The organism is Stenotrophomonas sp. P5_A9 (assembly GCF_056400525.1).
Genome location: NZ_JBFULC010000002.1, coordinates 11262 through 35113 on the forward strand (window position 1 = coordinate 11262; position 23852 = coordinate 35113).

The following is a 23852-nucleotide window of genomic DNA, read 5'->3' on the forward strand; positions in this document are numbered from 1 at the left end:
CACGCGCGTTTTACACGCTGAAACACGATGCGCGGTAGCGCTGCGCATGTCGTTTTGAACAAACATTTCAGTCAGGTTCGTGCAGGCATGATCGGGTCATCGGTCTGTCATGCAAGTGTGGTTGGACAGCCGGTCGGATGGGAAATCACGTCGTCATGACGTCCATCACCACCTGTCTCCACTGCCGAAGCTGCCCATGATCTGGATCCTGCTGCTGTCCCTGTTGCTGCTCACCTGGTTGCTGCTCGCATCACGCACGTGGGTATGGTGGAAGGCCGGTCTGATGTCGCTGCTGCTGCTCACGCTCAGCGCTTGGTGGTTGATCAACAAGTTGTCCGGTGATGGGCTCAACGCCGCCACGCTGTACCACCTGGGCGCGGACATGGAAGGCGCCGGTGTCGCCGATTTCAAGGGCTACATCGCCGGGTTCATCGTCTTGGCACTGCTCTCGCTGTTGCCGCTGGCGGTGCCCCGTCTCCAGCGCTGGCACGGCAACACGCACGGCAAGGCCGTGTTCGGCGGGTTCATCGCGATGTGGCTGCTGGCGATCCTGGTCAGCCCGCTCTACAGCGACGGCCAGCGCCTCTACCTGCAGATGCGCCCGGTGGATTACACCGTCATCGCCCCCGAGTACCGCATTCCGCAGCAGGCGCTGACCAAGCCGCGCAACATCGTGTGGATCTACGGCGAGAGCCTGGAGCGCACGTATCTGGACGAGACCACCTTCCCCGACCTGATGCCCAACCTCAATCGCCTCGCCGGCCAGGCGCTGGACGTGCGCGGGCTGGTATCGGCCGAAGGCGGCGGCTGGACCATCGCCGGCCTGGTCTCATCGATGTGCGGCGTGCCGCTGACCACCGCCAAGGAAGATGAGAACAGCATGGGCCGCATGGGCAGCTTCCTGCCCGAAGCGGTCTGCCTGGGCGATTATCTCAAGCAGCAGGGCTATACCAATCATTACCTGGGGGGCGCCAACGGGCAGTTCGCCGGCAAGGGCCAGTTCCTGGCCACGCATGGCTTCGACACCGTCGACGACCTGGCGTGGTTCAAGAAGCAGAAGGTGGCACGTTCGCACTTCTCGCCGTGGGGCGTGCATGACGATGTGCTGCTGGACAAGGCCTACGATCGTTTCGTGCAGCTGTCCCGGCAGGGCCAGCCGTTCATGCTGACCACCCTGACCATGGACACCCACCACCCGGCCGGGCACCTGCCGGTGGCGTGCAAGCGCACCCGTTACCAGAGCGAGTACGGCAACATCGGCATGCTCAACGCGCTCAAGTGCACCGACGGTCTGATCGCCAAGCTGGTCGATCGCATCCAGGCCAGCCCGTACGGCGAGGACACGCTGATCGTGATCGCCTCCGATCACCTGGCCATGCCCAACGATCTCAGCCATATCCTGGCCAAGCAGAAGCGTGAAAACCTGCTGCTGTTCCTGGGCAAGGACATCGCCCCGCGCCAGCTGGCCGCCGCACCCGGTTCCACGCTGGATTCCGGCGCCACCCTGCTCAGCATGCTCCAGCCGGACATCAACGCCATCGGCTTTGGCCGCTCGCTGCTGGACCCCAAGCGCACCGACAGTGCCAGCGCGGCGGCGTTGCGCGACAACGGCAAGGACTATCCACGTTACCTGGCGTTCTCGCGCTCGCTGTGGCTGGGCGACAAGACCCGCCAGCTGCGCATCGACGAGGACAACCAGGTGGTGATCGGCCTGCAGCATGTGCAGCCACCGGTACTGCTGGAATACGACAAGCAGTTCGACCTGAAATCGGTGTACCTGGAGAACACCTCCAAGCAGTTCGACCAGGCCGATCCGACCAACACGCTGGCCTATGTCGATCGCTGCACCGCCTTCGAGGATGGCTCGGCCGATGGCGACTGGTGCGCGATGCTGGTCAACCGCGACAAGGGCATCAAGCTGTATCGCGATGACGCACTGCGCAGCGGCTTCGCCGTCGATGGCCCGCTGGAACCGTTCAACGGGCCACGTCCGAGCATCCGCCAGGCGCACATGATCACCCAGAAGGGCCGTCGCACCCGCGCCGGCCAGTACATGCTGCAGTTCGTGGCCAAGCAGTCGCCGGACCGTGGCTTCTGGATTGAAGCGGTGTCCTCGCAGCGCAAGGTGGTGGTGGCCCAGCAGTGGGTGCAGCCCGACGCGGAGGGCCGCATCAGCGTACCGTTCGGCCTGGATCACGAAGTGGACGACCTGGAAATCCGGGCGTGGTTGAACCACGCCGAGAAGCTGGCCGTGGACAACTTCGCGCTGGTCCCGTCGCGACGCGGCAACCGCGGCTGACGGTAGTGCCGGCCGCTGGCCGGCTCCCGACCCACCCCGCAYCAMGCGATTGCCGSCCAGCSGCCGGCACCACCAAGTTCCGCTTATGCGTCACCGCCTTCCGCTTACGCCTCAGGTTCCCGCGGGGCGGTGGGGTCGCGCACCAAATGGATATCGGTCGGCGAGGACAACGCGATCCCGCCAGCGGCGAATTTCTGCAGCATCGTGAAGTAAAGATCACTGCGCACGCCATACACCGCGCGCGGGCCGGACACGTAGGCGAAGCTGTTGATCGCGATCTGCCCGTTGGCGATCGAATCGATGAACACCGACGGGGCCGGGTCGGACAGCACCGCCACGTGCTCGGCATAGCTGTCCAGCAGGATCTGCCGCACGGCAGCCACGTCGGTACTCAGCGGCAGCGAGAACTGGATCTGGATGCGGCCCTGCGCATTGCCCATCGTCATGTTGCGGATGGTCTTGGTGATCAGTTCGGAGTTGGGCACGATCAGCGTCGACTTGTCCCCCACCTGGATCTCGGTGGAGCGCACGCTGATGCGTTTGATGTCGCCTTCCTGGTCACCCAGCTTGACCCAGTCGCCGATCTTCACCGGCCGCTCGGCCAGCAGGATCAGGCCGGAGACGAAGTTCTGGGTGATCGCCTGCAGACCGAAGCCGATACCCACCGACAACGCGCTGACCACCAGCGCCAGCTTCTCAAAGCCGATCCCCAGGGCGGTCAGGCCCCACAGCACGGCGGTGATGATGCCCAGGTAGCGGGTGACGGTGCTGATCGAATTGCGCGCGCCGGCGTCCAGTTCGGTCTTGGGCAGGTAGGTCTCGGTGAGCCAGTTCTGGAAGGCCTGCATCACCGCCCACACCACCAGGAACGCCAGCACCGCGTAGAGCACGCTGCTGGGCTTGAGCGTGGTGCTGCCGATGGTCAACCCGTTGGACAGCGAATCCAGCCCGCCATAGAACGCATTGAGGTTGCCGAACGGCGCAGCCAGCGCCAGCACCGCCAGCACGATCACGCCGATGCGCAGCACCGCCGACAGCAGCACGCCGGCCTGTTCGACGCGCGCCTCGGTCAGCCCGGTGGTGAGCACGATGCTCTGCCCGACCCGGCTGGTGGGCGACAGTGCCCAGGTGGCCAGGTCGTCGGCGAATTTCAGCAGCAGCGAGGCGGCCAGCAGCACCACCGCGCCCCAGACCAGTTGCTGGGCCACGAACAGCGCGAAATTGAGATAGCCCAGCAGGGTGGCAATGACCGCTGCGGCCACCACCACATGCCCGGCCAGCCGCGCGATCACGATCCAGCCGCTGCGACGCGGCGGCGCCTTCGGTTTGGCGCCCGACTCGGCCTGCGCATCCAGCTTGGCCTGGGCTTCGTCGGTCTGGCGCCGATGCAGGCGCGCCAGCGACACCAGGATGGCGATGATCAACGCCATGTAGGTGATCGCGATCAGCCCGTCCACCGCCACCGTAGTGATGGCACTGGTGCGCGAGGCGCGGTTGATCTCCACCAGCAGGATACTCAGCCAGGTCAGGCCGGCCGCGCCCCAGGCGTACTTGCGCAGGCGCCACGCCGCCGTGTCATCCAGGGTGAGCAGGCGCCACGAGGGCCGACTGGGCACCAGCAGGCACGCGCTGAGCGCGGCGATGAACGCCGCCACGAAGGTGGCCACCTGGAAATGCTGCGCCAACTGCTCCAGCCGCGGCGGGATCGCCCCGATGGATTCCAGCGCGGCCACCAGCACCACGGCCGCGAAACCGGGTAGCAGTGTCCCGACCGCCAGCAGCCATACCGCCAGCCCGGACCGACGCAGGCGACCGTCCGGCGCGCGCTCGGACGCGGCATAACGGCGCCCGGCCGCGCGCAGCCACAAGCGCAACGGGAAGAACATCAACAGCGCCACCCCCAGCCCGGTCAGCGGCGCCGCCCAGCCATGCTCGGCGATCGCCTTGCGCGCGGTGCTTTCCCCCTGCCGGTACAGCGACACCAGCCGCCCATAGTCGGCCGGCACATGGGTGGCGAACTGTTTCCACAAGGACGGCGACAGCGGCGAATTGACCTTGCGCGCCAGTTCTTCGCTGAACTGGCTGACGCGCATCTTCTCGATATCCGTGCCCAGCTGCCTGGCATCGCCAGCCAGCAGCTTGGCCCGCGCGATCGCCGAGGCGATGTCGCTGCGCTGCTGGTTCAGGGCCTTGCGCTGCAACGCGATGTCGCGTGCTTCGACGGTGCCTTCGGGCACAACCCCAAGCTGGGCAACGCGCGCGTCCATCTGGTCCAGCTGCGGCTGCAGCGCATTGCGCGCGGCATCGGCGTCGCGCTGCACGGCCAGCGCGCGGTCGGACAGGGTCTTGAGCGTGTCGCGGGTATCGGCATCGTCCAGCGAAGCCTGGATCTGCTTGAGGTCCTTGTCGGCCTGGGCCAGCTGGGCGATGGGATCGGCATCGGTGGCCTCATCGGCCTGGGCCATGGCCAGCGGCGCCATGCCCAGCCAGGCACACAACATCAGCAAGGCCAGTGGCCGCCGCAACGATCGGAAAAGACGGGAAGACAAGCCGGTGCACCGCAAGGTTCGCGCGGACCACCGCGCCTGCGCGAACTATAAACCGCGCCCTGTTCACAGCGGGTAGAGGCCCCGCCGGGCCGCCGCCGTCAGTACTTCAGGCGCAGCTCTTCGACCTGTGGCTGCAGCTGGGTGTACCAGTCCTGGAACTCCTCTTCGCTGATTTCCTCCGGTGCATACACCGCCACCGGGTCCCATGCGTGGTCGGTGGGCAACGGCTGGCGCGGGCCGGCGCGCAGCGAGTAGGTCACGCCTTCATGGTCGACCACGTCGTCGACCGCTTCCCAGTGCCCGCGCGAAAAACTGCTGTCGCTCTTGAGCAGGATCACCTGATACATCCACACCTCCCATGCATGGAAAACCGGCGTTGTGCCGACCCACACCATAGCGCCGTCGCCCGTAGCAATGCATGACGCAACGGCAACGCAGCGTTCTCCACGGCGCATTCGCCCGGGCTTCACCCGGCCGTGGCAGCGGACCCGGCATCGTGGCGGCGACCTTCACAAGCTGCCTTCGATGAACACTCACGCCGACCTCAAGACCGTCCCTGACCTCAAGCTGCCGCGCTACCTCGGCACCTGGTACGAAATCGCCCGCCTGCCGATGAAGCATGAGCCGGAGGACTGCACCGATGTGTCGGCGCATTACAGCCTGAAGGAAAACGGTCACGTCGCCGTACTCAACCGTTGCCGGCTCGGCGACGAGATCGAGGAAGCCGAGGGCGAGGCCTGCCCGGTCGACAACGACAGCGCGCGGCTGGAAGTGAGCTTCCTGCCCAAGGGCCTGCGCTGGATCCCCTTCACCAAGGGCGACTACTGGGTCATCCAGGTCGCGCCCGATTACAGCGTGGCGCTGGTCGGCAGCCCGGACCGCAAGTTCCTGTGGTTGCTTGCGCGTACGCCTACGCTGGATACCACCACCCAGGAACATTACCTGGCCCAGGCGCGCCAGCAGGGTTTCGACCTCGCCCCGCTGATCCACACCCCGCACACCGGCCGACCGACGGCCTGAGCGCATGGATCTCAAGAGCGGCTATCCCTTCTGGGCGGTCCGTAACGGGCTGATGCACGCCTTCCCGCCGCTGGAACAGGACCTGAGGTGTGAGGTCCTGGTGGTGGGTGGCGGCATCAGCGGTGCGCTGATCGCCGATGAGCTGTGCGCGAACGGCCACGACGTGGCCGTGATCGAGCAGCGCGACGTCGGCTGGGGCAGCACTGCGGCCAGTACCGCACTGCTGCAGTACGAGATCGACACCCACATGGTCGACCTTGCCGAGCAGTACGGCGAGAAGGCGGCGGTGCTGGCCTACCAGGCCTGCGCCGATGCGATCCCGGCACTGCGCGAGGTGGCCGGTGCGTTCACCGGTGTCGACTGCCATCGCATGCAGAGCCTTTACTACGCCAGCAAGCGGCGCCACCACGCGGTGCTGCACGAGGAATACCTGCTGCGCAAAAAGCATGGCTTCGGGGTGCGCTGGCTGGAAAAGGACGCGGTGGGGCATGAGTTCGGTATCAACGCGCCCGGCGCCATCCTCAGTGCGTTGGCCGCGCGCGTGGACCCGTACCGGCTCGCCTACCGGCTGTTGATGCGGCTGCAGAAGCGCGGCTGCGGGGTGTACGACCGTACCGTGCTGGAGACGCTCACTCCCACCAGCCGCGGGGTCACCGCGCGCACCGCCGACGGCATGCAGATCCACTGCAGGCACGTGGTGATGGCCGCCGGTTACGCCAGCCAGCATTGGCTCAAGCCATCGGTGGCGCGCAACCGCAGCAGCTACGCCTTCATCACCGACCCGATCGACCCGGCGCTGCTCGGGCCGCTGGCCCAGACCATGGTCTGGGAGTCGGCACGGCCCTACCTGTATATGCGTACTACCGGCGACCATCGGCTGCTGATCGGCGGGGAAGACGATGCCATCGACATCCCGGCCCGGCGCGATCGGCGTGTCCAGTCCAAGACCGGCACCCTGCTCAAGCAGGTGGCCAAGCTGTTCCCGCACCTGCCGCTGCAACCGGCGTTCTCCTGGGGCGGCACCTTCGCCGAGACCAAGGACGGGCTGCCGTTCTTCGGCGCGCACCCACAGTGGGGGCCGCGGGTCCTGTTCGCCATGGCTTACGGCGGCAACGGCATCACCTACTCGATGATCGGCGCCGGCCTGCTCCGCGCCCGGATCGAGCGCCGTCGGCACCCGCTGGCCGCGCTGTTCGGGTTCGGACGGCTGGAGTAAAGTTCCCGGGCAGCCGGTGCCATGACAGGCATCGTTCAAGCAGCCGGTGCTAGCGTCAGCGCTGTCGGCGGCCTGCCTGCTGCCCGCCCGTTCCGGAGCCCCACCATGATCCGCTCGCTATCGCTGCTGCTGTGCCTGCTTGCCCCCGGCGTCGTCCTGGCCCAGTCCGCGGCAGGAGCGACCGGCCCGCAGTCGGCCACCGACCTCAACCTGGCCGTGCCCTCCGCGCCGATGCAGTACCTGGGCGACGGCTCGCTGCGCGGCGACCCGCCCGGCACGTTCTACGGCGACAAGAGCGGCCGCCGCCTGAGCGATCCCGGCGCCGGCAATGGCATCGCCAACGTCACCGATGACAAGCTGCGGGTCAACGGCAGCGTCACCACCGGCATCGGCTATTCCAAGGAGGGCGGCAACTCGCACTACAACGCGGCCGAGTTGAACCTCAACAAGAACTACACCACCGATGAGGGCAAGACCCACAACATGAACCTCAACATCCGGGTCAGCGAAGGCAAGGGTCCCGGGTTTTATGGTCCCTACGGTGGATATGGCGGCTATGGCTACGGCCCGGGCCCGGGCTACTGGGATTACCCGCCGCGCGGCGGCTGGTAAGCGCCCGCGTCACGGGCATGCCGAAACGGCCGGGCAACCGGCCGTTTGCATATCCGCCACCGGCATGACGGGGACTCAGTCCCACCAGCCGTCGCGCTTGCTCGACAGCACCCGGCCGTCATGGCCGCTCATGCGCACGTCCACGCGCTGGTTGCGTGCGTTGCGGGCTTCCAGCTTCCAGGTGGCGCCATCGCGTTCGAACGACTCGATCCGGGTGAAACCGGCCTTGCCGGCAAGGTCCAGGATCTGCCCGGCGTCGAGCAGCGCGCGGCTGCCGCGCGGGTCGAAGATCTCGCCGGTGGCCGGGTCCACGATCACTTCTTCAAAGGTGCCATCGGCTCGGGTCACGTCCGCTTCCCACAGGCCGTCATCGCGCTCCAGTTCGTGCACCCGGGTGTAGCCGGCCGCACGCAGCTTGGCCTGCACATCGGCAGCGGTAAGTTCGGCGGCCATGGCCGGGGTGGACACCAGCGCGGTGGCCAGGGCGGCGGCGAGGATCAGCTTGTTCATCGGGGGACTCCAGAAGGACGCCGGTCGATTCCGGCACCGCCAGTCTGGCAAGCCCGCTTAAGCGGACCATGAGCCCGGCTGTTAGACAATGTTTAGACACGCCGCGTATACCGTTGCCATGACCTTGGCCACCTCCCTCTTGTTTCCCGTGCTGCTGGCGCTCGCCCCGCAGGACCCCGTGCGCGTCCTCGACGGTGGCAGCCACCAGCAGGACGCCGTGCGCCAGGCGGTCCGCCAGGGCCGGCTGGTGCCGTTGCAGCAGGTGGTGGCCGACGCGCTGCGCCGCTACCCGGGCAAGCTGGTGGAGGTGGAGCTGGACGACGGCAAGTACGAGATCGAGATCCTGGGCGCCAACGGCGTGGTGATGGAGCTGGATTACGATGCAGCCACCGGCCGCCTGCTGAAGATGGAAGAAGACTGATGCGGATCCTGCTTGCCGAAGACGATGCGCTGCTCGCCAGCCGCCTGCAGACCCTGCTGGAAGAGGCCGGCTATGTGGTGCTGCACTGCGCCGAAGGCCGCGCCGCCGAGGAACTGGGCCAGATCGAAGACGTCGCTGCGGCGGTGGTGGATCTGGGCCTGCCCGGGCTGGACGGGCTCAGCATCATCGAGCGCTGGCGCCAGGCCGGGCGCGGCTTTCCGGTGCTGGTGCTGACCGCCCGCGCACGCTGGCACGACAAGCTCGCCGGTTTCGATGCCGGCGCCGACGATTACCTCACCAAGCCCTTCCAGCCCGAAGAACTGCTGCTGCGCCTGCGCGCGTTGATCCGGCGCAGCGCCGGCCATGCCAGCCCCCGCCTTCAGTGCGGGCCGCTGCTGCTGGACGTCAACGCCGGCCGCCTGGAACTGGATGGCGAATTGCTGCACCTGAGCCCGCAGGAGTACCGCATCCTCAGCTACTTCATGCACCACCCGGACATCGTGATCAGCCGCTCGCGCCTGGGCGAACATGTCTACGAGGCCGGTTTCGATCCGGACTCCAACACGCTGGACGTGCTGATCGGCCGGATCCGCCGCAAGCTCGGCAGCGACCTCATCCACACCCATCGCGGGCAGGGCTTCCGCCTGTCGGCGCAGCCATGAACACCGGCTCGCTGCGCACCCGCCTGCTGCTCGCCGGTGGCGTCGGGCTGGTGCTGGTCTCGGCACTGGCGACCTGGTGGCTGGGGGCGATGTACGAGCGCTCCGCACGTGCAGCGATGGACCAGCGTCTGGGCAATGAATTGATCGCGGTGCTGGCGCTGGCCGAAAGCGATGCGCAGGGCCGCCTGCAGCTGCGCCGGGAACTGTTCGACGAGCGCTACCAGCGCGTGTTCTCCGGCACGTACTGGCAAGTGCAGGACACCCGCGGGCAGGCGCTGGGGCAATCGCGTTCGTTGTGGGATGAGACCTTGCCCGCCCCGGCGTCACTGCGCACCGGACCCGCCCAAGCCTTCGACACCACCGGCCCGCTGCATATGCCGCTGCGTGCGCTGGCCCAGCAGGTGACGCTGCCGCGCGTGCCTGCGCCGTTGCGGGTCGTAGTGGCCACCGACCGCAGCGACCTGGACGCGCAGGTCAGCGCGTTCCGCCAGCGCACCGCGCTCGGGTTGGCGGTGCTCATCGCATTGTGGTTCGCCGTGCTGGCCACCCAGGTGCATTACGGCCTGCGCCCGCTGGCCGAGCTGGGCCGCATCGCCGGCCAGGTCCGCAATGGCCAGGACGTGCGCTTCCCGCAGCGCGGCCTGGTCAAGGAAGTCGCGCCGCTGGCCGCGCAGCTCAACGACCTGCTCGACCATCACCAGCGCATGGTGGTGCGCGCGCGCCGCAGCGCCGAAGACCTGGCCCATGCGCTGAAGACACCGCTGACCGTGCTGGTGACCGAGGCCGAAGGCGATGGCAGCGACTGGCGCCAGACCCTGCGCAGCGAAACCGCGCGCATGCAGCTCAGCATCGACCGCTACCTCGCCGCCGGCATCGGTGCCGACAGCCAACAGCGCACTGTGGTGGCGCCGGTGATCGACGCGCTGTGCACGCTGATGCAGCGCGTGCACAACGAGCGTGGCCTGGTGTTCGACCAGGACCCGGACGCGCATGGCCTGTTTGCCGGCGCCCGCGAAGACCTGGAGGAGATGCTGGGCAACCTGCTCGACAATGCCGGCAAGTGGGCCGCGCACCGCGTGGCGATCCGCCTGCGGCACATCGACAGCACGCTGCGGATCGAGGTGATGGACGATGGCCCGGGGCTGCCCGAGGCGGACCTGCAGCGCGTGCTGGAACGCGGCGTGCGGCTGGACCAGCGCGCGGCCGGCAGTGGTCTGGGGTTGGCGATCGTGGCCGATATCGCCGAGAGCTACGGCGGCACGTTGGTGCTGGCCAATGCCGGTCCGGGTTTGAGGGCGACGTTGACGTTGCCGGCGGGATGACAAACGCCCGGTAGAGCCGACCGTTGGTCGGCTGGCACGCGCAGCGTGTGTGGTTTTTCGCCAACGGCAGCCGACCAACGGTCGGCTYTACGGGGAGCCAACGGCAGCCGACCAACGGTCGGCTCTACCGGGCGTGGTGCATCCACCAGCAATCGATCGCATCCAGCACGATGTGGACCATCAGCCCGATACCGAACAACCGTGTCTTCTTCGGCACGCACAGTCCCGCATACACGGCGATCGCCGGCGCGGTATGCAGCGGGTGGAACCCGATGCTGCAGCGGTTGGGGACATAGATCGGGTCGGCCAGCAGATGGTCCAGATCGATGATCCAGCCCAGCAGCAGCAACCCCCACGCCGACAGGAACCGCTTGCGCCAGAACAGCCATGCCAGCAGCGCCGGCACGGCCGCATGCAACACGAGATGGAAAATGGCCCGCGCGCTCATGCCAACGGCCAACGCCGAGGCACAACCGCCCGGTAGTACCGAGCCATGCTCGGCACCGCACTGCACGCCACGCCCAACAAGACGTCGGGCCGCAAGGGATACCCTCCCTTCAAGCGGGCGCCCTCCGCAACACGGCAGGCAGCGTCGGCAACGGCACCCGCCGTCGCCGACGTCACCTGCCCGCCCCTCACGCCAGCGGCTCGTCGGACAGGTAGGTGTACCCGGTCAACCCCGCTTCCAGCGCCTCGGACAACTCCTGCGCACGCGCCGGCGACAGATCGGCTGCCGCCACGCGCTCGGCGTAGCTGGCACGCAGATCGGCCAGGCTGTAACCCACGTAGTCGAGCATCACATCGGTGGTGTCACCGCGACGCTGCTGGGTGATGGCATAACCATCGTCACCGGCCAGCACTTCCACCGCATCGGTATCGCCGAACAGGTTGTGGATGTCGCCCAGGATCTCCTGATAGGCACCCACCATGAAGAAACCGATGCGGTAGCTCTCGCCGTGGTTGAGCGCATGCAGCGGCAGCGAGCTGTCCAGGCTTTCGTTTTCGACATAGGTCTTGACCATGCCGTCCGAATCGCAGGTCATGTCGGCGATGATGCCGCGACGCTCCGGCTGCTCGTTCAGCCGCTCGATCGGCACGATCGGGAACACCTGGTCGATCGCCCAGGCATCGGGGATCGATTCGAACACGCTGAAGTTGACGAAGTACTTGTCCACCAGCCGCTCGTTCAATTCATCCAGCGCCGGGCGATGGCTCTTCTCGTCGTAGCTCAGGCGCGCACGCACGGCATGGGCGATGGCGTAGAACAGGTCATCGATGCGCGCACGCTGCGGCAGGTCGATCTGGCCCAGCGCGTAGCTGGACAGGCCTTCGGCATGGAAATGCTGCGCTTCCTGGAACAGCTCCACCGCCGGGCGCTCGTCCAGCTCGGCATGGATCTCGCGCAGGTGGCGGATCGCCGCCGGCTCGTCGTCATGCTGGTCGGGCACGCGGCCTTCCTGCGCCTGCTCCACCTCGGACACGTTGGCGATCAGCACCGCGTGGTGGGCGGTCATCGCGCGGCCGCACTCGGTAACGATGCGCGGCGGGGTCAGGCCGTGTTCTTCGCAGGCGTTGGCCAGCGGCTGCACGATGTTGCTGGCGTAGGAGGCCAACCCGTAGTTGATCGAGCAGAAACTGCGCGAACGGGTGCCTTCGTAATCCACGCCCAGGCCACCGCCCACGTCGACGTGGGTGATCTTCGCGCCCAGCTGGGACAGCTCCACGAAGTAACGCGTGGCCTCGCGCATGCCGTTGGCGATGTCGCGTACGTTGGAGATCTGCGAGCCCATGTGGAAATGCAGCAGGCTCAGGCAGTCGGCGTACTCGGTGTCGCGCAGCGACTTCCACAGGTCCAGCAGCTGGCGCGGGGACAGGCCGAACTTGGCCTTGTCGCCGCCGCTGTTCTGCCACTTGCCCGCGCCCAGCGAGGCCAGGCGCATGCGCACGCCCAGGCCGGGCTTGACGTCCAGCGCCTTGGATTCTTCCAGCACCAGCTTCAGCTCGGAGGGCTTCTCGATGACGATGAAGGTCTGCAGGCCCAGCTTGCGGCCGATCAGGGCCAGGCGGATGTACTCGCGGTCCTTGTAACCATTGCAGACGATCAGCCCGCCCGGGCGCGACAGCGCAAGCACCGCCATCAGTTCGGGCTTGCTGCCCGCTTCCAGGCCGAAGCCTTCGCCGTGGTGGCTGGCCAGGGTGCCGGCCACGCCGCGATGCTGGTTGACCTTGATCGGATACACGGCGGTGTAGCCGCCCGGATAGTCCCAGTCGGTCTGCGCCTGCGCGAACGCGGCCTGCAGCTTGCCCAGGCGCTGGCCCAGGATGTCCGGGAAGCGCACCAGCAGCGGCAGCTTGGCGCCGGCCGCGCGGGCGGCGTCGACGATCTTGGGCAAGGACACCACCGGGCCGTCCTGGCCAGTCGGTCTCACCACCATGTGTCCTGCCTGATCCACGTCGAAGTAGCCATCCGCCCAATGCGGAATCGAGTAGGTCTTGCGGGCTTGGTCGAGGGACCAATCGGTCATTTCAGTGGGCCTGGTTGGTAAAAAAGGGGGTGCATGATAACGCCTATGTGGCGACAGCTCCGTTATCATGCGCGCCCGCGCCCGTGCTCAGGCTTGAAACCTGAACGGGCCAACCCGTCCGGACGTGGCTTGCGCCACGCGGCACCGCCGCCAGCCCGGCTCCAACACCCTCCGAACAGGATTGCTATTCCATGACTGACAACAACAAGTGGTACATCGAGCATTTCGAGCGCACCGGCTCGGCCATCGGCTACCGCCTGAAGGGCAAGCTCGATGAAGTGCAGTCGCCGTTCCAGAAGATCGAGATCTTCGCGACCACCGATTGGGGCAACCTGATGACCATCGATGGCGCCATCATGCTGACCAGCAAGGACAACTTCTTCTATCACGAGATGATCAGCCACCCGGTGCTGTTCACCCACGCCGCGCCCAAGCGCGTGGTGATCATCGGTGGCGGCGACTGCGGCACCCTGCGCGAAGTGCTCAAGCACACCGGCGTGGAGAGCGTCACCCAGTGCGACATCGACGAGCAGGTCACCGTGATGGCCCGCAAGCACTTCCCGGAACTGTGCGAGTCCAACGACGACCCGCGCGCCGAGCTGATGTTCGACGACGGCGTGGCCTACATGGCCAACTGCCCGGCCGGCAGCGTGGACGTGGTGATCGTGGACTCCACCGACCCGGTCGGCCCCGGCGAAGGCCTGTTCAACAAGGCGTTCTACGAGAGCTGCTTCAAGGCGCTCAAGGACGACGGCATCCTGGTGCAGCAGTCCGAATCACCGCTGATGCAGCTGGACCTCATCAACGAAATGCGCACCGAGATGGGCAAGGCCGGCTTCGGTGCGTTCAAGACCCTGCCGTTCCCGCAGCCGTGCTACCCGACCGGCTGGTGGAGCGTGACCCTGGCCCGCAAGGGCGAGAGCAGCTTCGACTTCCGCCAGGCCGATTCGGCCGCCAAGTCGTTCGATACCCTGTACTACACCGCCGCACTGCACACCGGCGTGCTGGTGACTCCGCCGTTCGTGGCTTCAGCCCTGAAGGGCTGATCGGTCGATAGGGGAGGGGTAGAGCCGAGCCATGCTCGGCTGCCTCAAGCTCGGCAAGCCTGGGCCCGATGCATCGCGAGCGCCGCAGCCGAGCATGGCTCGGCGCTACCTTGCAGCCAAGAAAAACCCGCGCTGGCAACAGCGCGGGTTTTCTTTGTTCCGGTAGTGCCGGCCGCTGGCCGGCAACCCATGAAGCCATGCGCTCAAATCGCCCAGATGCCCGCGATCACCGCCACCACCAGACCCCACTTGATCACCTGATACGCCACCACGCTGCGCTCGCGCAGCGCCTTGGCCTTCAGCCGCACCTTGTAGACGCTGCCGAAGGCCTTGTTGACCCCACCGGTGGGATCACCCGGCAGGTTCGGCGAGGCGCCGCCGGCCAGCAGCGTGGAGGCCACCGCGCGGTTGAACAGGCTCGGCAGGCCGAAGCGCAGCGGGCGGGCGATGTCGCAGAACAGGATCACCCGATCGTCCGGGGTCTCGTTGTGCGCATGGTGGATGTAGGTCTCATCGAACATCATCCACTGGCCATCGCGCCAGCTCTTCCGGATGCCGTCCACTTCGATGTAGCAGGCATCATCGTTCGGCGTGGCAAGACCCAGGTGCAGGCGCAGCGAACCGGCGAAGGGATCGCGGTGCGGGCGCAGCTCGCTGCCCGACGGCAGCTGGGCGAACATCGCCGCGCGCACGTCCGGCAGCGATTCCAGCAACGCGGTGGTCTGCGGGCACAGCGCTTTGGCCGACGGGTGCGAGGGGCCGTACCACTTCAGGTAGAAGCGCTTCCAGCCACGGCGGAAGAACGAATTGAACCCGGCATCGTTGAACGTGCTGGACGCGGCGATCTTGTCCGCATCGCGCAGGGCCAGGGCTTCGTCGCGGATCATCTGCCAGTTCTGGCGCAGCGGCTCCAACTGCGGGAATTCCTTGCCCGGGTCCAGGAACGGCGTGGTCGGCACTTTGGAAAACGCGTACATGATCACGTTGATCGGAGCCATGAAGCTGGAGTGGTCCAGCAACTGGCGCGACCAGCGCGCGCGGACCTTGCCGCGGTAATGGATGTACAGCACGCAGGCGATGAACAGCACTGCCAGCACGATCTTGATCATCAGTCTTCCTCCGGCAGGGCCGGAACCGAAAAGGTGGGGGCGATGCACGGCAGGAGCCGGCATCGATAAGGCGGCAGGGGGCGGGGACGTGCCGGAGTGGGGGGCGGCCGCCGATGGCGCAGATAACGGCATATGGTCGGCAGAGCCCGCCTCCCGGTCAAGCACGGACTGGGGGGTGGCCAGCGCGGCGTGGCTGAACCAAGCGCCTAGACTGTCCCGATGCACGGACCTGCCCACAACGATCCCTACCCTCCCCTCAGCCAGGCCTACCAAGCATTTTTCGATCCGGTCGCCGGTGCGGCAGCCCCTCGCGCGTGCCGCGTCGACGGCCCGTCCGGCGTGCTGCAGCTGGACCGCCATGGCCCCGCCGACGCCGCCATGAGCGTGGTGCTGGTGCATGGCGCCGGCGGCTACGGACGGATGTTTGCGCCGCTGGCACAGCGGCTGGCGGTGGCCGGCTACGAAGTGTTGGCGCCGGACCTGCCGGGCTACGGGCTCAGCCCGGCACGCTGGCCGCAGGTCGATTACGCGGCATGGAAGCACCGCCTGCTCGCACTGATCGAAGCCGAGCATGCACAGCGCGCCCGGCCATTCGTGCTGCTGGGCGCGAGCATCGGCGGCTATCTGGCCTACCTGGTGGCGGCCGAATCGCCCAGAGTGCACGGGCTGGTGGCCACCACCCTGGCCGACCCGCGCGATCCGGTCGTGCAGGCGGCGCTGGTGCGCCAGCCCTGGATGCGCCGGTTGCTGCCTGCCCTGCGTCCCCTGAGCCGGGTGACCCGCGGGCTGCGCATCCCCGTGCGCTGGTTCACCCACATGCAACGGATGTCGCGCAATCCCGCGCTATCGGCGCTGGTATGCCGCGATCGGCTGGGCGGTGGCAACCGGGTACCACTGGGCCTGCTGGCGTCCCTGTTCGACACCCCGCCGGCACGGGAACCAGAACAGTTCACGCGATGCCCGGTGTTGATGGTCCATCCCGCCCGCGACGCGTGGACACCCGTAGAGATCAGCGACCGTTTCTTCAACCGGTTGGCCGTCCCCCGCGAGCGGGTGCTGTTGGCCGAATGCGGCCACTTCCCGATCGAGCAGCCCGGCCTGGACCAGTTGCGCGACGCACTCCTTCCGTTCCTCCAGCGCATTGCCCAGACCCCCGTCTCCCAAGCGTCTGATTGAAAACAACATTCCTTCAAACGATACAAGTTTGTCCGCTTCGGCGTGACGAACTGTTCCACACCGGGCTACGACATTTCTCCGACAAACGCTGGATTGGTGTACCGGCGAGTACTAAAATTAACGAAATCTTAGTAATCACCCTTCAGTAGCACCGGTACGCCTGACGCATTGCGCCGACCGCCGGGTCGCACAGACCCCTATGAACACTCTCGTTGCCTCGTGTGTCGATGACACCGCCCCCGCCGAGCTGCTCAAGCGCGGCGAACGCCTGCTTGAACCCGATGTCTACCGCACCTGCCTCAACGGCCAGCCGGCGGTGGTCAAGGACTACACCCGTTACCGCGGCACGCCGCTGTCGCCGCTCGCGCGCCTGCTGGTCCGCCGCGAGGCGCGCATCCTGCAGCGCCTGAGCGGCTGGAAGCATGCCCCTGCCCTGCTGGGCACCGTCGGCGGCCTCGCGCTGGGCATGGAATTCATTCCCGGCCAGACCCTGAGCGCGGCCCAGTCGGTGGGCGTGGAGGTCTTCGAACAGCTGCAGTACGCGCTCACCCGCCTGCATGCGGCCGGCATCACCCACAACGACCTGCACGGCACCAACGTCATGGTCAGCGGCGGGGTGCCGGTGTTGGTGGACTTCACCTCGGCCTGGCGCAGCCCGCGCTGGCTGCCGGTGCACCCGGTCTCGCGCCAGCTTCGCCGCAGCGACATGAAGAACCTGCTCAAGATGCGCCAGCGCCTGACCGGCGAGCGCCCCAGCGCGTCGGAGGCTGCGCAGGTGGCCGACCCGCGCTGGGTGGCGGCCGTGCGCGTGGGCTGGAAGCGCTTCTACCGCTGGTTCAAGGGCCACGCCTGAGCGTGGCCATCCGGCGCGCTTACAGCGCGTCGGCGTCCAGCTCACCGGTGCGGATGCGCACCACGCTGCCCAGGTCGTACACGAACACCTTGCCGTCGCCGATCTTGCCGGTGCCGGCGGCCTTGACGATGGCCTCCACTACTTCCTCGACCTGGCCGTCGGTGACCGCCACCTCGATCTTCACCTTGGGGAGGAAGTCGACCACGTACTCCGCGCCCCGATACAGCTCGGTGTGGCCCTTCTGCCGCCCGAAGCCCTTGACCTCGGTGACCGTGATCCCGGTGACGCCGCGCTCGGCCAGCGCTTCGCGCACGTCGTCGAGCTTGAACGGCTTGAGCACCGCCATGACCATCTTCATCTGATTGGCTCCTGTAATCGCGCAGCGAGGATAACGCCTGTCGGCCGGTGAACGCGATGCACCCGCCCAGTGCCGGCAGCCGCGCCGGGGATTATCCTTAGCGTATACCCCGCGGAGCACAGCATGATCGACCTCAACCACCTGGATGACCTGGCCCGCCGCCTGAGCGACATGGTCCCGCCGGGCCTGCGCCAGTCGCGCGAAGAACTGCAGGCCACCTTCAAGACCGCCCTGCAGGCCGGTCTGGGCAAGCTGGACCTGGTGACGCGCGAGGAATTCGACGTGCAGCGCGCGGTGCTGCTCAGGACACGCGAGAAGCTGGAGGCGTTGGAGAAGGTGGTGGCCGAACTGGAAGCGCGTGGGAGTGGTGCGTCAGGTGAGTAATCTGCGCCGGACCATACACGGGCAGCCCAGCGGGAGCCGCCCTGTTCAATAGCACCACGCTTCGACGCTGCCGACTTCGCATCCCCTGCCGATCCACCGTGCGGTGCCCAGCTCGGCATCGATCATGCGGCCCAGACGTGAGGCCGCTTCCAGCGCGGGCGTGCTCTTGCACCCTTCGTAGACCACCACCCGCTTTACCTTGCCCGCCCGGCTGACACTTATCCGGTAGGACGGCTGGTCGGTCATACCCTCAATGCAACCATCGTGGGGCGCGTACCGGCGCTGCAGCGAGAAGAAATCGGCGTCCTCGACCGCGGTCAGCAGTCGCTGCCAGTGCTCAGGGGCAATCGTTGCGTGGGCCACGCCGTGCTGCTGTACATATCCCTGGCCTATGAAGCGAACCGACCCATCGCTGGCCACGCTCACCTCATACACCGGACACGTGCCGTAGCAGGCACGCCGCTTGAGCGTGATCTGATCGATCAGGTCGGCCTCGCGGGGAGGCGTCTGCGGGCTGGAGCATGCCGCCAGCGCGAGCAGCAGCGCTGCACCGGAAGCGATGACGCCTCGCTTGAACAACCCGTATTCCTTTGCGTCCTGCAATTGCATCGGCATCGTCCTGCATCCCTGTCAGGAGCGACTTTAATGCATCCTTCGACCTGCAGTCGTTGACAGCTCACGCAGCGGCTTACGCGCCCCGCAATACGAACCGTTCAATCGCCAACGCCACGCCATCTTCGGCATTGGACGCGGTCTCAAAGCGCGCGGTCTGCTTCACCGCCTTGATCGCATTGCCCATCGCCACGCTGGTGCCGGCAAACTGCAGCATGGTCAGGTCGTTTTCCTGGTCGCCGAGCGCCATCACGTTGGCCGCATCCACGCCCAGGTGCTTGGCCAGTTTCTGCAGGCTCGGCCCCTTGCCCGCCCGATGGTCGAACACCTCCAGGAAGAACGGGGCGCTCTTGAGCACCGCGAAGCGATCGGTCAGTTCCGATGGCAGGCGTTTGATTGCCGCGTCCAGCACGTGCGGCTCGTCGATCATCATCAGCTTGATGAACTGCATCGCCGGGTCCATGTCCTCCACCCGCCGGTAAGACAGGGGCGCATGCGACAGGTGCGAGTCGGCCACGGTGTAGATGCTGATGTCCTGGTTGGGCGTGTAGATGCGCAGTCCATCCATCGCCTGGAAGTGGATGCCCAGATCGCGCGCGATGCGCTCGCAGAACATGAAGTCCTCGAAGCTCAGCGGGTACTCGACCACGCGCTGGCCGCTGCCGAGGTTCTCCACCACCGCGCCGTTGCAGGCGATGCAGAACTCCGCATCGCCCTCGATGCCAAGTTCGCTCAGGAACGGCGCCAGCCCGGACACCGGTCGGCCACTGGCCAGCACAACCCGCACACCCTGCGCGCGGGCTGCGGCAATGGCCTGCTTAACACGCGGCGTAAGCTGGTGGGCCGGGTTGAGCAGGGTGCCGTCCATGTCGATGGCGACGAGGTGGACCGGGTCGGGGCGGTGTTGCATATCCATCAGGTTCAATGTTCGGGCGGTGCAGGGGGATGTCCAGTCTAGCGGCAGCGCATGAACGTCCGCGACCGCAGAAGCCCGACGGTAGGCCGGTGCGAATGCCTACATACCGGCCTGCGCGCAGCCGCCATCATCGCCCCCATCCCAAGCAACCGTGGTAACCGCATGAGCCTGGCGCTCGTCCACAGCCGTGCCCGCGCCGGCGTCAACGCGCCCGCGGTGCGTATCGAAGTGCTGCTCTCCGGCGGGCTGCCGCACACCCAGATGGTGGGCCTGCCGGAAACCGCCGTGCGCGAATCGCGCGACCGGGTACGTGCGGCCATCGTCTGCTCGCAGTTCGAGTTTCCGCAGCGGCGCATCACCATCAACCTGGCACCGGCCGATCTGCCCAAGGAAGGTGGACGTTTCGACCTGGCCATCGCGCTGGGCATCCTGGCCGCCAGCGGGCAGATCGATGCGCAGGTGTTGTCGCGCTATGAGTTCCTGGGTGAGCTGGCCCTCACCGGTGAACTGCGTGGCATCAACGGTGTGTTGCCCGCGGCATTGGCCGCCGCCCGCCTGGATCGCACGCTGATCGTGCCGCCGGAGAACGCGGCCGAAGCCGGGCTGGCCGGGCATGCCGACGTGCGCGTGGCGCGCACCCTGTTGGAGGTCTGTGCCGGGTTGGGCGAACGCGAGCTTCCGCGCGCCATGCCGGTGGACATTGCCGGTTCGCCGATGGCGGACCTGCGCGACGTACGCGGCCAGCCGCTGGCGCGGCGCGCATTGGAAGTCGCCGCGGCAGGTGGCCACCATCTGCTGTTGATCGGCACGCCGGGATGCGGCAAGACCCTGCTGGCGTCACGGCTGCCCGGCATCCTGCCCGATGCAACCGACGCCGAAGCGCTGGAGACGGCCACCGTGACCGCTTGCGGTGGGCACGGCATCGACGCCGCGCGTTGGCGGCAACGGCCTTACCGATCGCCGCATCACACCGCCAGCGCTGCGTCGCTGGTGGGGGGCGGCTGTCACGAGTCACGATTAACGCGACTAGGTCATGAAATGCGCGACTGACATTAGCGAAAGCCCTCCGCTCTCAACCCTATTGGGCCAAGCCGATACAGCAACCATTGGGGTACTTTCCGGCGACAGATAGCTCTGATCCAGTCAACTGGCCATAGTGCCGCGCACCATCGTCCATGCGCGGCCGAACTGACAACGCCTTGACCAAGGCATACGCCTTCTGCGAAGACTGAGCGATTGCGCTACAACCCCGCGCCTAGCTATCAGAAACGGCCCAGTTCACGCCCCCAGTCCCCAATGGGTTTGAATTCAACGTACGCCGCCGATACTGCGCGAATTGCCCCTAGTTCTGCGGCTTCTCCATAGGTTGGGACATCTCCTTTGCAGTCAGATAGATAGTAGGGCGAACACCATAGTTTGTGCACTTTGGACAAACTATGGTGTTCTGCTCTGGGCGTACTGTCGATCAGGGGTTCCGCAGTGCTTCCAACGCGTCATCCAAGGCAGTGACTGCATCCACTACTGTTCGCACAGTAGCTCGGTCGAACTCGTGATCGCGCTGCGCGTCGTGCACGCCACTGTTCAGGTATCCCCATTCAATGCTCGCCCCGTTGACGCTAAGCAAAGCGGTAAGTGCGTCGACCGCTTGCTGTGCACCGGGATACTGCACCGCAACGCGAGCTACCGCTGATTTCAGCTTGCTGCATTTGTTGTTCAGTTCCCATGGCGAGCGAGGTCCGCCGAGCTTGATCTCAAGGCGCCCATCTCCCCGCCGGCTAAGCCATGTCCAGAGGCGGTCAGTCAAGCTTTCTAGCGCGGGCCGTGCCTGTCGCAAGGCCTCGCGCTTCTCATCGTCCGCCAGCGCCTGCTGGGCCAACAGTACGTAGTTCTTCGTCGGCGGGTCGCTGTCGACGCGCAGTTCGTGCTCACCCTGGTGCGGGAGGAACTTGTAGCGCTTGATCGCTCCGGCGCGGCGAGCGCCCAGTTCCTGCTGAATCCGGTGCAGAAACTCCTCGGCGTGCGAGGTGAGGATGACCTGCTTGCCGTCGAGCACGCCATCCTCGAAGAAGGTGCGCCAGATGCCGTCACGGTGGTCATCATCGATCGCGTTGACGACGTCGTCGAAGATGACCACGGGGCATCCCTGTGCGATGTTCTTGGCCAGCAGGATCGCCAGTCCCAGGCACTTGATGTGCCCCTCGCTAAAGACGACCAACGCGTCATAGCGCACGCCAGGTTCGCCGGTGAACTCGACTTCGATCTTGCCATTCTCGGCGACCGGCAGCCACAACGCATGCAGCAGGTCGCCGGGCGGATCGGCGCGGTTGAACGCGTTGTAGAGGTTGCRAGCCTGCTCTCCAAGGCCCTGGAGCAGCAGGCCCGGCAAGGCCGCCAGGTAGGCCTGGATCTCAGGCAGGTAGCCGCTGTAGGCGGCCTGGATGCGCTGGTGGTGCGCGATGACCGGCACTTCGGCCGCGGCAGCATCGATCAGGGCACGGTTGGCCTCAACGAACTGGGCCACGGTCTGCCGGGCGGTGGCCAGTTCCTGGTCTGCGGTCGTGCGCAGAGTCTTCAGCCGCTCGATCTCCAGCCGTTGCTGGTCCAAGACATCTCGTTCCTGAGCCAGCGCTCCACGCAAGGCATGTGCCTCGCGAGACTGCGCGTCGGCACGTTCGATGAACTCGGCGACCTGCAGCAGCGCAGTCCATCCGCGGCGGTCGCCATCGACCCATGCGCCCAGCCAGGCACCTGTGGCGGCTGGGGGCAGTAGAGGCAACGCCGCCGCCTGCAGCTGGGCAGGACACGCGGCTGCCGCCGCCGTGACCACGCGACGCATCTCCTCCCACAGCACCCGCACCGCCTCGCTCAGTTGCGTGCGCAAGCCGGCCTCTTGCTGTTGGAGGGCGGCCAACTGCGCGAGCTGCTCTAGGCCCGCTCGTGCCTTGGCGAAGGGGTCCTGGGCCACCGCAGCTAACCCGGTTCCGCATGCGGGACAGGCGGTTGCGCCATCGGCCAGAGCCAGCACCGCCTCGTACAGCTTGGCATACGACACGTCACCGGCACGCGCGGCCAACTGCTCGGTGGCGGCCCGCCACAGGCCTTGAAGGCGGTACGCCTCGTCTAGCAAACCCTGCAGACGTGCCCGTGTCACTTCATGAACCGCTGGAGGGACGGCGACGAGTTGCGCCTGCACGTACGGAAGCCGCCCTTGTTGCTGAGGCGTGCCAAGCAGCCAGTCGACGCAGCCCTGGTACGTCGCGTCGGGCGGCATGCGTTGCGCCAACGCCTGTTCCATGCCCTCAATCGCTGCGATCTTCTGTGGATAGGCGGCAATCGTCTGTTCGGAATTCGCCAACTGCAAGCGCCGCTGCGCTAGCTGGGCGGCTTGGACTCCGGCAAGCATCAGGTCTTGGTCGAGAGTGGGATTGAAGCCGCGCACGAAGTCACTGAACTGATCCACGCCGAATAGGGTGGCAATGAGCTGTCGCTGGTCGCCCGGTGTACGGGCCGCGATGCGCGCGAAATCATCGAGGCGATTTTTCTCGATGAAGCAGAAGCGGTACTCCGCCTCGTCGGGCTGCACGACTTGGGCCCGCTCTGCCGCCCCGGAAGAGAGAACGGGCGTGACATGGCGCCGCAGCCGGGCGTTGTTACAGTAGGTACGCTGGTCGACTCGCTTGACCTGGGCTTCGCTGATGGACCCGAGCATCGCAACTTCCAGCGCCTCGCAGAAACTGCTCTTGCCCGTGCCATTGGCGCCATAGACCAAGGTGATGTCATGGCTGAGGTCGAACGTTTCTTGCCGCATGAACCCGCGGAACGGGCCCACCTCGAGCTGAAGAAGGCGACCAAGCGCCGGCCCAGCGTCGGGGCCGTGGCCGTCTCCTTGGTACGCCACCGGAGTTTGCGCCAAGTTGGCTATGGCCAGCGGCGCTAGGCGGCCGGATCGCCTGCGGCCCGCCGCGCCAACCTCAGCCAGTGACTGCAAGTGATTCAGCACCAGGTGCGCAAGTCGGCGCACATCGTCGTGCACTTGTCGCTGCGCCAGGTGCGCCAGGAAGCGGTGGTACTCGGAACGAATGCTCGCCATGCAGCCCCTCTACACAGAAGGACGCTGTCGGTTGCGCCCCCGGGTTTTGTTGATCAGCCGCCAGCGCCATGCTCACAGGCGGGTGTTGCTTCTATTCGTGATCGGCCGAATCGACCTAAGTGCACAAACTATGCACTAAAGGGGCCACATTTGGAGATTTGCTTAGCCTATG

The 23852-nt window shown here is 66.5% G+C and carries 21 protein-coding genes and 1 pseudogene; 12 read left to right on the forward strand and 10 right to left on the reverse strand.

Annotated features, from left to right (window positions below):
* The first annotated feature begins 196 nt into the window (after positions 1 to 196).
* Positions 197 to 2299 carry a phosphoglycerol transferase I gene (locus AC1DR7_RS00815; RefSeq protein WP_256774737.1) on the forward strand — a complete coding sequence of 701 codons (2103 nt, stop codon included), beginning with the start codon at positions 197 to 199 and terminating at the stop codon, positions 2297 to 2299.
* Between the two features lie 104 nt (positions 2300 to 2403).
* On the opposite strand, the gene AC1DR7_RS00820 is transcribed toward AC1DR7_RS00815, so the two are convergent.
* Positions 2404 to 4800 carry a DUF3772 domain-containing protein gene (locus AC1DR7_RS00820; RefSeq protein ID WP_478052848.1) on the reverse strand — a complete coding sequence of 799 codons (2397 nt, stop codon included), beginning with the start codon at positions 4798 to 4800 and terminating at the stop codon, positions 2404 to 2406.
* A gap of 146 nt (positions 4801 to 4946) precedes the next feature.
* A complete protein-coding gene (locus AC1DR7_RS00825; protein WP_457318317.1) occupies positions 4947 to 5195 on the reverse strand; it encodes a hypothetical protein in 249 nt (82 codons plus the stop codon).
* Positions 5196 to 5373: 178 nt separating this feature from the next.
* Here AC1DR7_RS00825 and AC1DR7_RS00830 point away from each other — a divergent pair, with 178 nt between their 5' ends.
* The 3 genes from AC1DR7_RS00830 (at position 5374) to AC1DR7_RS00840 (ending at position 7696) form a co-directional block, all read left to right on the forward strand.
* On the forward strand, positions 5374 to 5868 hold the full coding sequence (locus AC1DR7_RS00830) for a lipocalin family protein (protein ID WP_256774739.1): 495 nt from the start codon (positions 5374 to 5376) through the stop codon (positions 5866 to 5868).
* A gap of 4 nt (positions 5869 to 5872) precedes the next feature.
* On the forward strand, positions 5873 to 7084 hold the full coding sequence (locus AC1DR7_RS00835; protein WP_478052844.1) for an NAD(P)/FAD-dependent oxidoreductase: 1212 nt from the start codon (positions 5873 to 5875) through the stop codon (positions 7082 to 7084).
* Between the two features lie 105 nt (positions 7085 to 7189).
* Positions 7190 to 7696 (forward strand): hypothetical protein, encoded by a 507-nt coding sequence (locus tag AC1DR7_RS00840; protein ID WP_256774741.1) that lies wholly within the window; start codon positions 7190 to 7192, stop codon positions 7694 to 7696.
* 75 nt (positions 7697 to 7771) lie between these two features.
* Here the strand turns inward: AC1DR7_RS00840 and AC1DR7_RS00845 are convergent, their stop codons facing one another.
* A complete protein-coding gene (locus tag AC1DR7_RS00845) occupies positions 7772 to 8206 on the reverse strand; it encodes a PepSY domain-containing protein (protein WP_457318319.1) in 435 nt (144 codons plus the stop codon).
* A 118-nt stretch (positions 8207 to 8324) separates the two neighbouring features.
* On the opposite strand from AC1DR7_RS00845, the gene AC1DR7_RS00850 reads away from it, so the two are divergent.
* From AC1DR7_RS00850 to AC1DR7_RS00860, 3 genes are read left to right on the forward strand one after another with little or no spacing between them, the layout of a single operon-like run.
* Complete coding sequence (locus AC1DR7_RS00850) at positions 8325 to 8627, forward strand: PepSY domain-containing protein (protein ID WP_478076359.1); 303 nt, start codon at positions 8325 to 8327, stop codon at positions 8625 to 8627.
* Positions 8627 to 9289 carry a response regulator transcription factor gene (locus AC1DR7_RS00855; RefSeq protein WP_256774744.1) on the forward strand — a complete coding sequence of 221 codons (663 nt, stop codon included), beginning with the start codon at positions 8627 to 8629 and terminating at the stop codon, positions 9287 to 9289. The genes AC1DR7_RS00850 and AC1DR7_RS00855 overlap by 1 nt, the downstream gene beginning before the upstream one ends.
* Positions 9286 to 10611: a sensor histidine kinase gene (locus AC1DR7_RS00860; protein WP_478051386.1), complete on the forward strand. Its 1326-nt coding sequence runs from the start codon at positions 9286 to 9288 to the stop codon at positions 10609 to 10611. Before AC1DR7_RS00855 ends, AC1DR7_RS00860 begins: the two co-directional genes overlap by 4 nt.
* A gap of 124 nt (positions 10612 to 10735) precedes the next feature.
* On the opposite strand, the gene AC1DR7_RS00865 is transcribed toward AC1DR7_RS00860, so the two are convergent.
* Complete coding sequence (locus AC1DR7_RS00865; protein ID WP_457318322.1) at positions 10736 to 11059, reverse strand: DUF6122 family protein; 324 nt, start codon at positions 11057 to 11059, stop codon at positions 10736 to 10738.
* A 187-nt stretch (positions 11060 to 11246) separates the two neighbouring features.
* Complete coding sequence (gene speA, locus AC1DR7_RS00870) at positions 11247 to 13136, reverse strand: arginine decarboxylase (protein WP_457318323.1); 1890 nt, start codon at positions 13134 to 13136, stop codon at positions 11247 to 11249.
* Between the two features lie 191 nt (positions 13137 to 13327).
* Here speA and speE point away from each other — a divergent pair, with 191 nt between their 5' ends.
* A complete protein-coding gene (gene speE, locus AC1DR7_RS00875; RefSeq protein ID WP_256774748.1) occupies positions 13328 to 14182 on the forward strand; it encodes a polyamine aminopropyltransferase in 855 nt (284 codons plus the stop codon).
* 203 nt (positions 14183 to 14385) lie between these two features.
* Here speE and AC1DR7_RS00880 read toward each other — a convergent pair whose 3' ends face one another.
* Positions 14386 to 15291, reverse strand: a complete 906-nt coding sequence (locus AC1DR7_RS00880; protein WP_256774749.1) for an aspartyl/asparaginyl beta-hydroxylase domain-containing protein — start codon at positions 15289 to 15291, stop codon at positions 14386 to 14388.
* 219 nt (positions 15292 to 15510) lie between these two features.
* Between AC1DR7_RS00880 and AC1DR7_RS00885 the strand changes: the two genes are divergently transcribed.
* Both AC1DR7_RS00885 and AC1DR7_RS00890 read left to right on the forward strand, forming a co-directional pair.
* Complete coding sequence (locus AC1DR7_RS00885) at positions 15511 to 16467, forward strand: alpha/beta hydrolase (RefSeq protein WP_457318325.1); 957 nt, start codon at positions 15511 to 15513, stop codon at positions 16465 to 16467.
* 199 nt (positions 16468 to 16666) lie between these two features.
* A complete protein-coding gene (locus tag AC1DR7_RS00890; protein ID WP_256774751.1) occupies positions 16667 to 17320 on the forward strand; it encodes an RIO1 family regulatory kinase/ATPase domain-containing protein in 654 nt (217 codons plus the stop codon).
* Between the two features lie 19 nt (positions 17321 to 17339).
* On the opposite strand, the gene AC1DR7_RS00895 is transcribed toward AC1DR7_RS00890, so the two are convergent.
* On the reverse strand, positions 17340 to 17678 hold the full coding sequence (locus AC1DR7_RS00895; protein ID WP_038685739.1) for a P-II family nitrogen regulator: 339 nt from the start codon (positions 17676 to 17678) through the stop codon (positions 17340 to 17342).
* Positions 17679 to 17801: 123 nt separating this feature from the next.
* Here AC1DR7_RS00895 and ubiK point away from each other — a divergent pair, with 123 nt between their 5' ends.
* Complete coding sequence (gene ubiK / locus AC1DR7_RS00900) at positions 17802 to 18062, forward strand: ubiquinone biosynthesis accessory factor UbiK (protein ID WP_478051716.1); 261 nt, start codon at positions 17802 to 17804, stop codon at positions 18060 to 18062.
* 45 nt (positions 18063 to 18107) lie between these two features.
* Here ubiK and AC1DR7_RS00905 read toward each other — a convergent pair whose 3' ends face one another.
* Together AC1DR7_RS00905 and yidA are read right to left on the reverse strand one after the other, a co-directional pair.
* On the reverse strand, positions 18108 to 18677 hold the full coding sequence (locus tag AC1DR7_RS00905; RefSeq protein ID WP_478076360.1) for a DUF6438 domain-containing protein: 570 nt from the start codon (positions 18675 to 18677) through the stop codon (positions 18108 to 18110).
* A 73-nt stretch (positions 18678 to 18750) separates the two neighbouring features.
* Positions 18751 to 19590 carry a sugar-phosphatase gene (gene yidA, locus AC1DR7_RS00910; protein ID WP_478051717.1) on the reverse strand — a complete coding sequence of 280 codons (840 nt, stop codon included), beginning with the start codon at positions 19588 to 19590 and terminating at the stop codon, positions 18751 to 18753.
* A gap of 162 nt (positions 19591 to 19752) precedes the next feature.
* On the opposite strand from yidA, the pseudogene AC1DR7_RS00915 reads away from it, so the two are divergent.
* Positions 19753 to 20598 (forward strand): annotated as a pseudogene (locus tag AC1DR7_RS00915) (YifB family Mg chelatase-like AAA ATPase); the annotation flags it as partial.
* 457 nt (positions 20599 to 21055) lie between these two features.
* Here AC1DR7_RS00915 and AC1DR7_RS00920 read toward each other — a convergent pair.
* Positions 21056 to 23680: an AAA family ATPase gene (locus AC1DR7_RS00920; RefSeq protein WP_478076361.1), complete on the reverse strand. Its 2625-nt coding sequence runs from the start codon at positions 23678 to 23680 to the stop codon at positions 21056 to 21058.
* Positions 23681 to 23852 lie beyond the last annotated feature (172 nt).

What these genes read in the sequence shown, in the direction of transcription:
- AC1DR7_RS00815 (WP_256774737.1), top strand. Translation starts at nt 197, where the DNA reads ATGATCTGGATCCTGCTGCTGTCCCTGTTGCTGCTCACCTGGTTGCTG.
- AC1DR7_RS00820 (WP_478052848.1), bottom strand. Translation starts at nt 4,800, where the DNA reads ATGTTGTGTGCCTGGCTGGGCATGGCGCCGCTGGCCATGGCCCAGGCC.
- AC1DR7_RS00825 (WP_457318317.1), bottom strand. Translation starts at nt 5,195, where the DNA reads ATGTATCAGGTGATCCTGCTCAAGAGCGACAGCAGTTTTTCGCGCGGG.
- AC1DR7_RS00830 (WP_256774739.1), top strand. Translation starts at nt 5,374, where the DNA reads ATGAACACTCACGCCGACCTCAAGACCGTCCCTGACCTCAAGCTGCCG.
- AC1DR7_RS00835 (WP_478052844.1), top strand. Translation starts at nt 5,873, where the DNA reads ATGGATCTCAAGAGCGGCTATCCCTTCTGGGCGGTCCGTAACGGGCTG.
- AC1DR7_RS00840 (WP_256774741.1), top strand. Translation starts at nt 7,190, where the DNA reads ATGATCCGCTCGCTATCGCTGCTGCTGTGCCTGCTTGCCCCCGGCGTC.
- AC1DR7_RS00845 (WP_457318319.1), bottom strand. Translation starts at nt 8,206, where the DNA reads ATGAACAAGCTGATCCTCGCCGCCGCCCTGGCCACCGCGCTGGTGTCC.
- AC1DR7_RS00850 (WP_478076359.1), top strand. Translation starts at nt 8,325, where the DNA reads ATGACCTTGGCCACCTCCCTCTTGTTTCCCGTGCTGCTGGCGCTCGCC.
- AC1DR7_RS00855 (WP_256774744.1), top strand. Translation starts at nt 8,627, where the DNA reads ATGCGGATCCTGCTTGCCGAAGACGATGCGCTGCTCGCCAGCCGCCTG.
- AC1DR7_RS00860 (WP_478051386.1), top strand. Translation starts at nt 9,286, where the DNA reads ATGAACACCGGCTCGCTGCGCACCCGCCTGCTGCTCGCCGGTGGCGTC.
- AC1DR7_RS00865 (WP_457318322.1), bottom strand. Translation starts at nt 11,059, where the DNA reads ATGAGCGCGCGGGCCATTTTCCATCTCGTGTTGCATGCGGCCGTGCCG.
- speA (WP_457318323.1), bottom strand. Translation starts at nt 13,136, where the DNA reads ATGACCGATTGGTCCCTCGACCAAGCCCGCAAGACCTACTCGATTCCG.
- speE (WP_256774748.1), top strand. Translation starts at nt 13,328, where the DNA reads ATGACTGACAACAACAAGTGGTACATCGAGCATTTCGAGCGCACCGGC.
- AC1DR7_RS00880 (WP_256774749.1), bottom strand. Translation starts at nt 15,291, where the DNA reads ATGATCAAGATCGTGCTGGCAGTGCTGTTCATCGCCTGCGTGCTGTAC.
- AC1DR7_RS00885 (WP_457318325.1), top strand. Translation starts at nt 15,511, where the DNA reads ATGCACGGACCTGCCCACAACGATCCCTACCCTCCCCTCAGCCAGGCC.
- AC1DR7_RS00890 (WP_256774751.1), top strand. Translation starts at nt 16,667, where the DNA reads ATGAACACTCTCGTTGCCTCGTGTGTCGATGACACCGCCCCCGCCGAG.
- AC1DR7_RS00895 (WP_038685739.1), bottom strand. Translation starts at nt 17,678, where the DNA reads ATGAAGATGGTCATGGCGGTGCTCAAGCCGTTCAAGCTCGACGACGTG.
- ubiK (WP_478051716.1), top strand. Translation starts at nt 17,802, where the DNA reads ATGATCGACCTCAACCACCTGGATGACCTGGCCCGCCGCCTGAGCGAC.
- AC1DR7_RS00905 (WP_478076360.1), bottom strand. Translation starts at nt 18,677, where the DNA reads ATGCCGATGCAATTGCAGGACGCAAAGGAATACGGGTTGTTCAAGCGA.
- yidA (WP_478051717.1), bottom strand. Translation starts at nt 19,590, where the DNA reads ATGGATATGCAACACCGCCCCGACCCGGTCCACCTCGTCGCCATCGAC.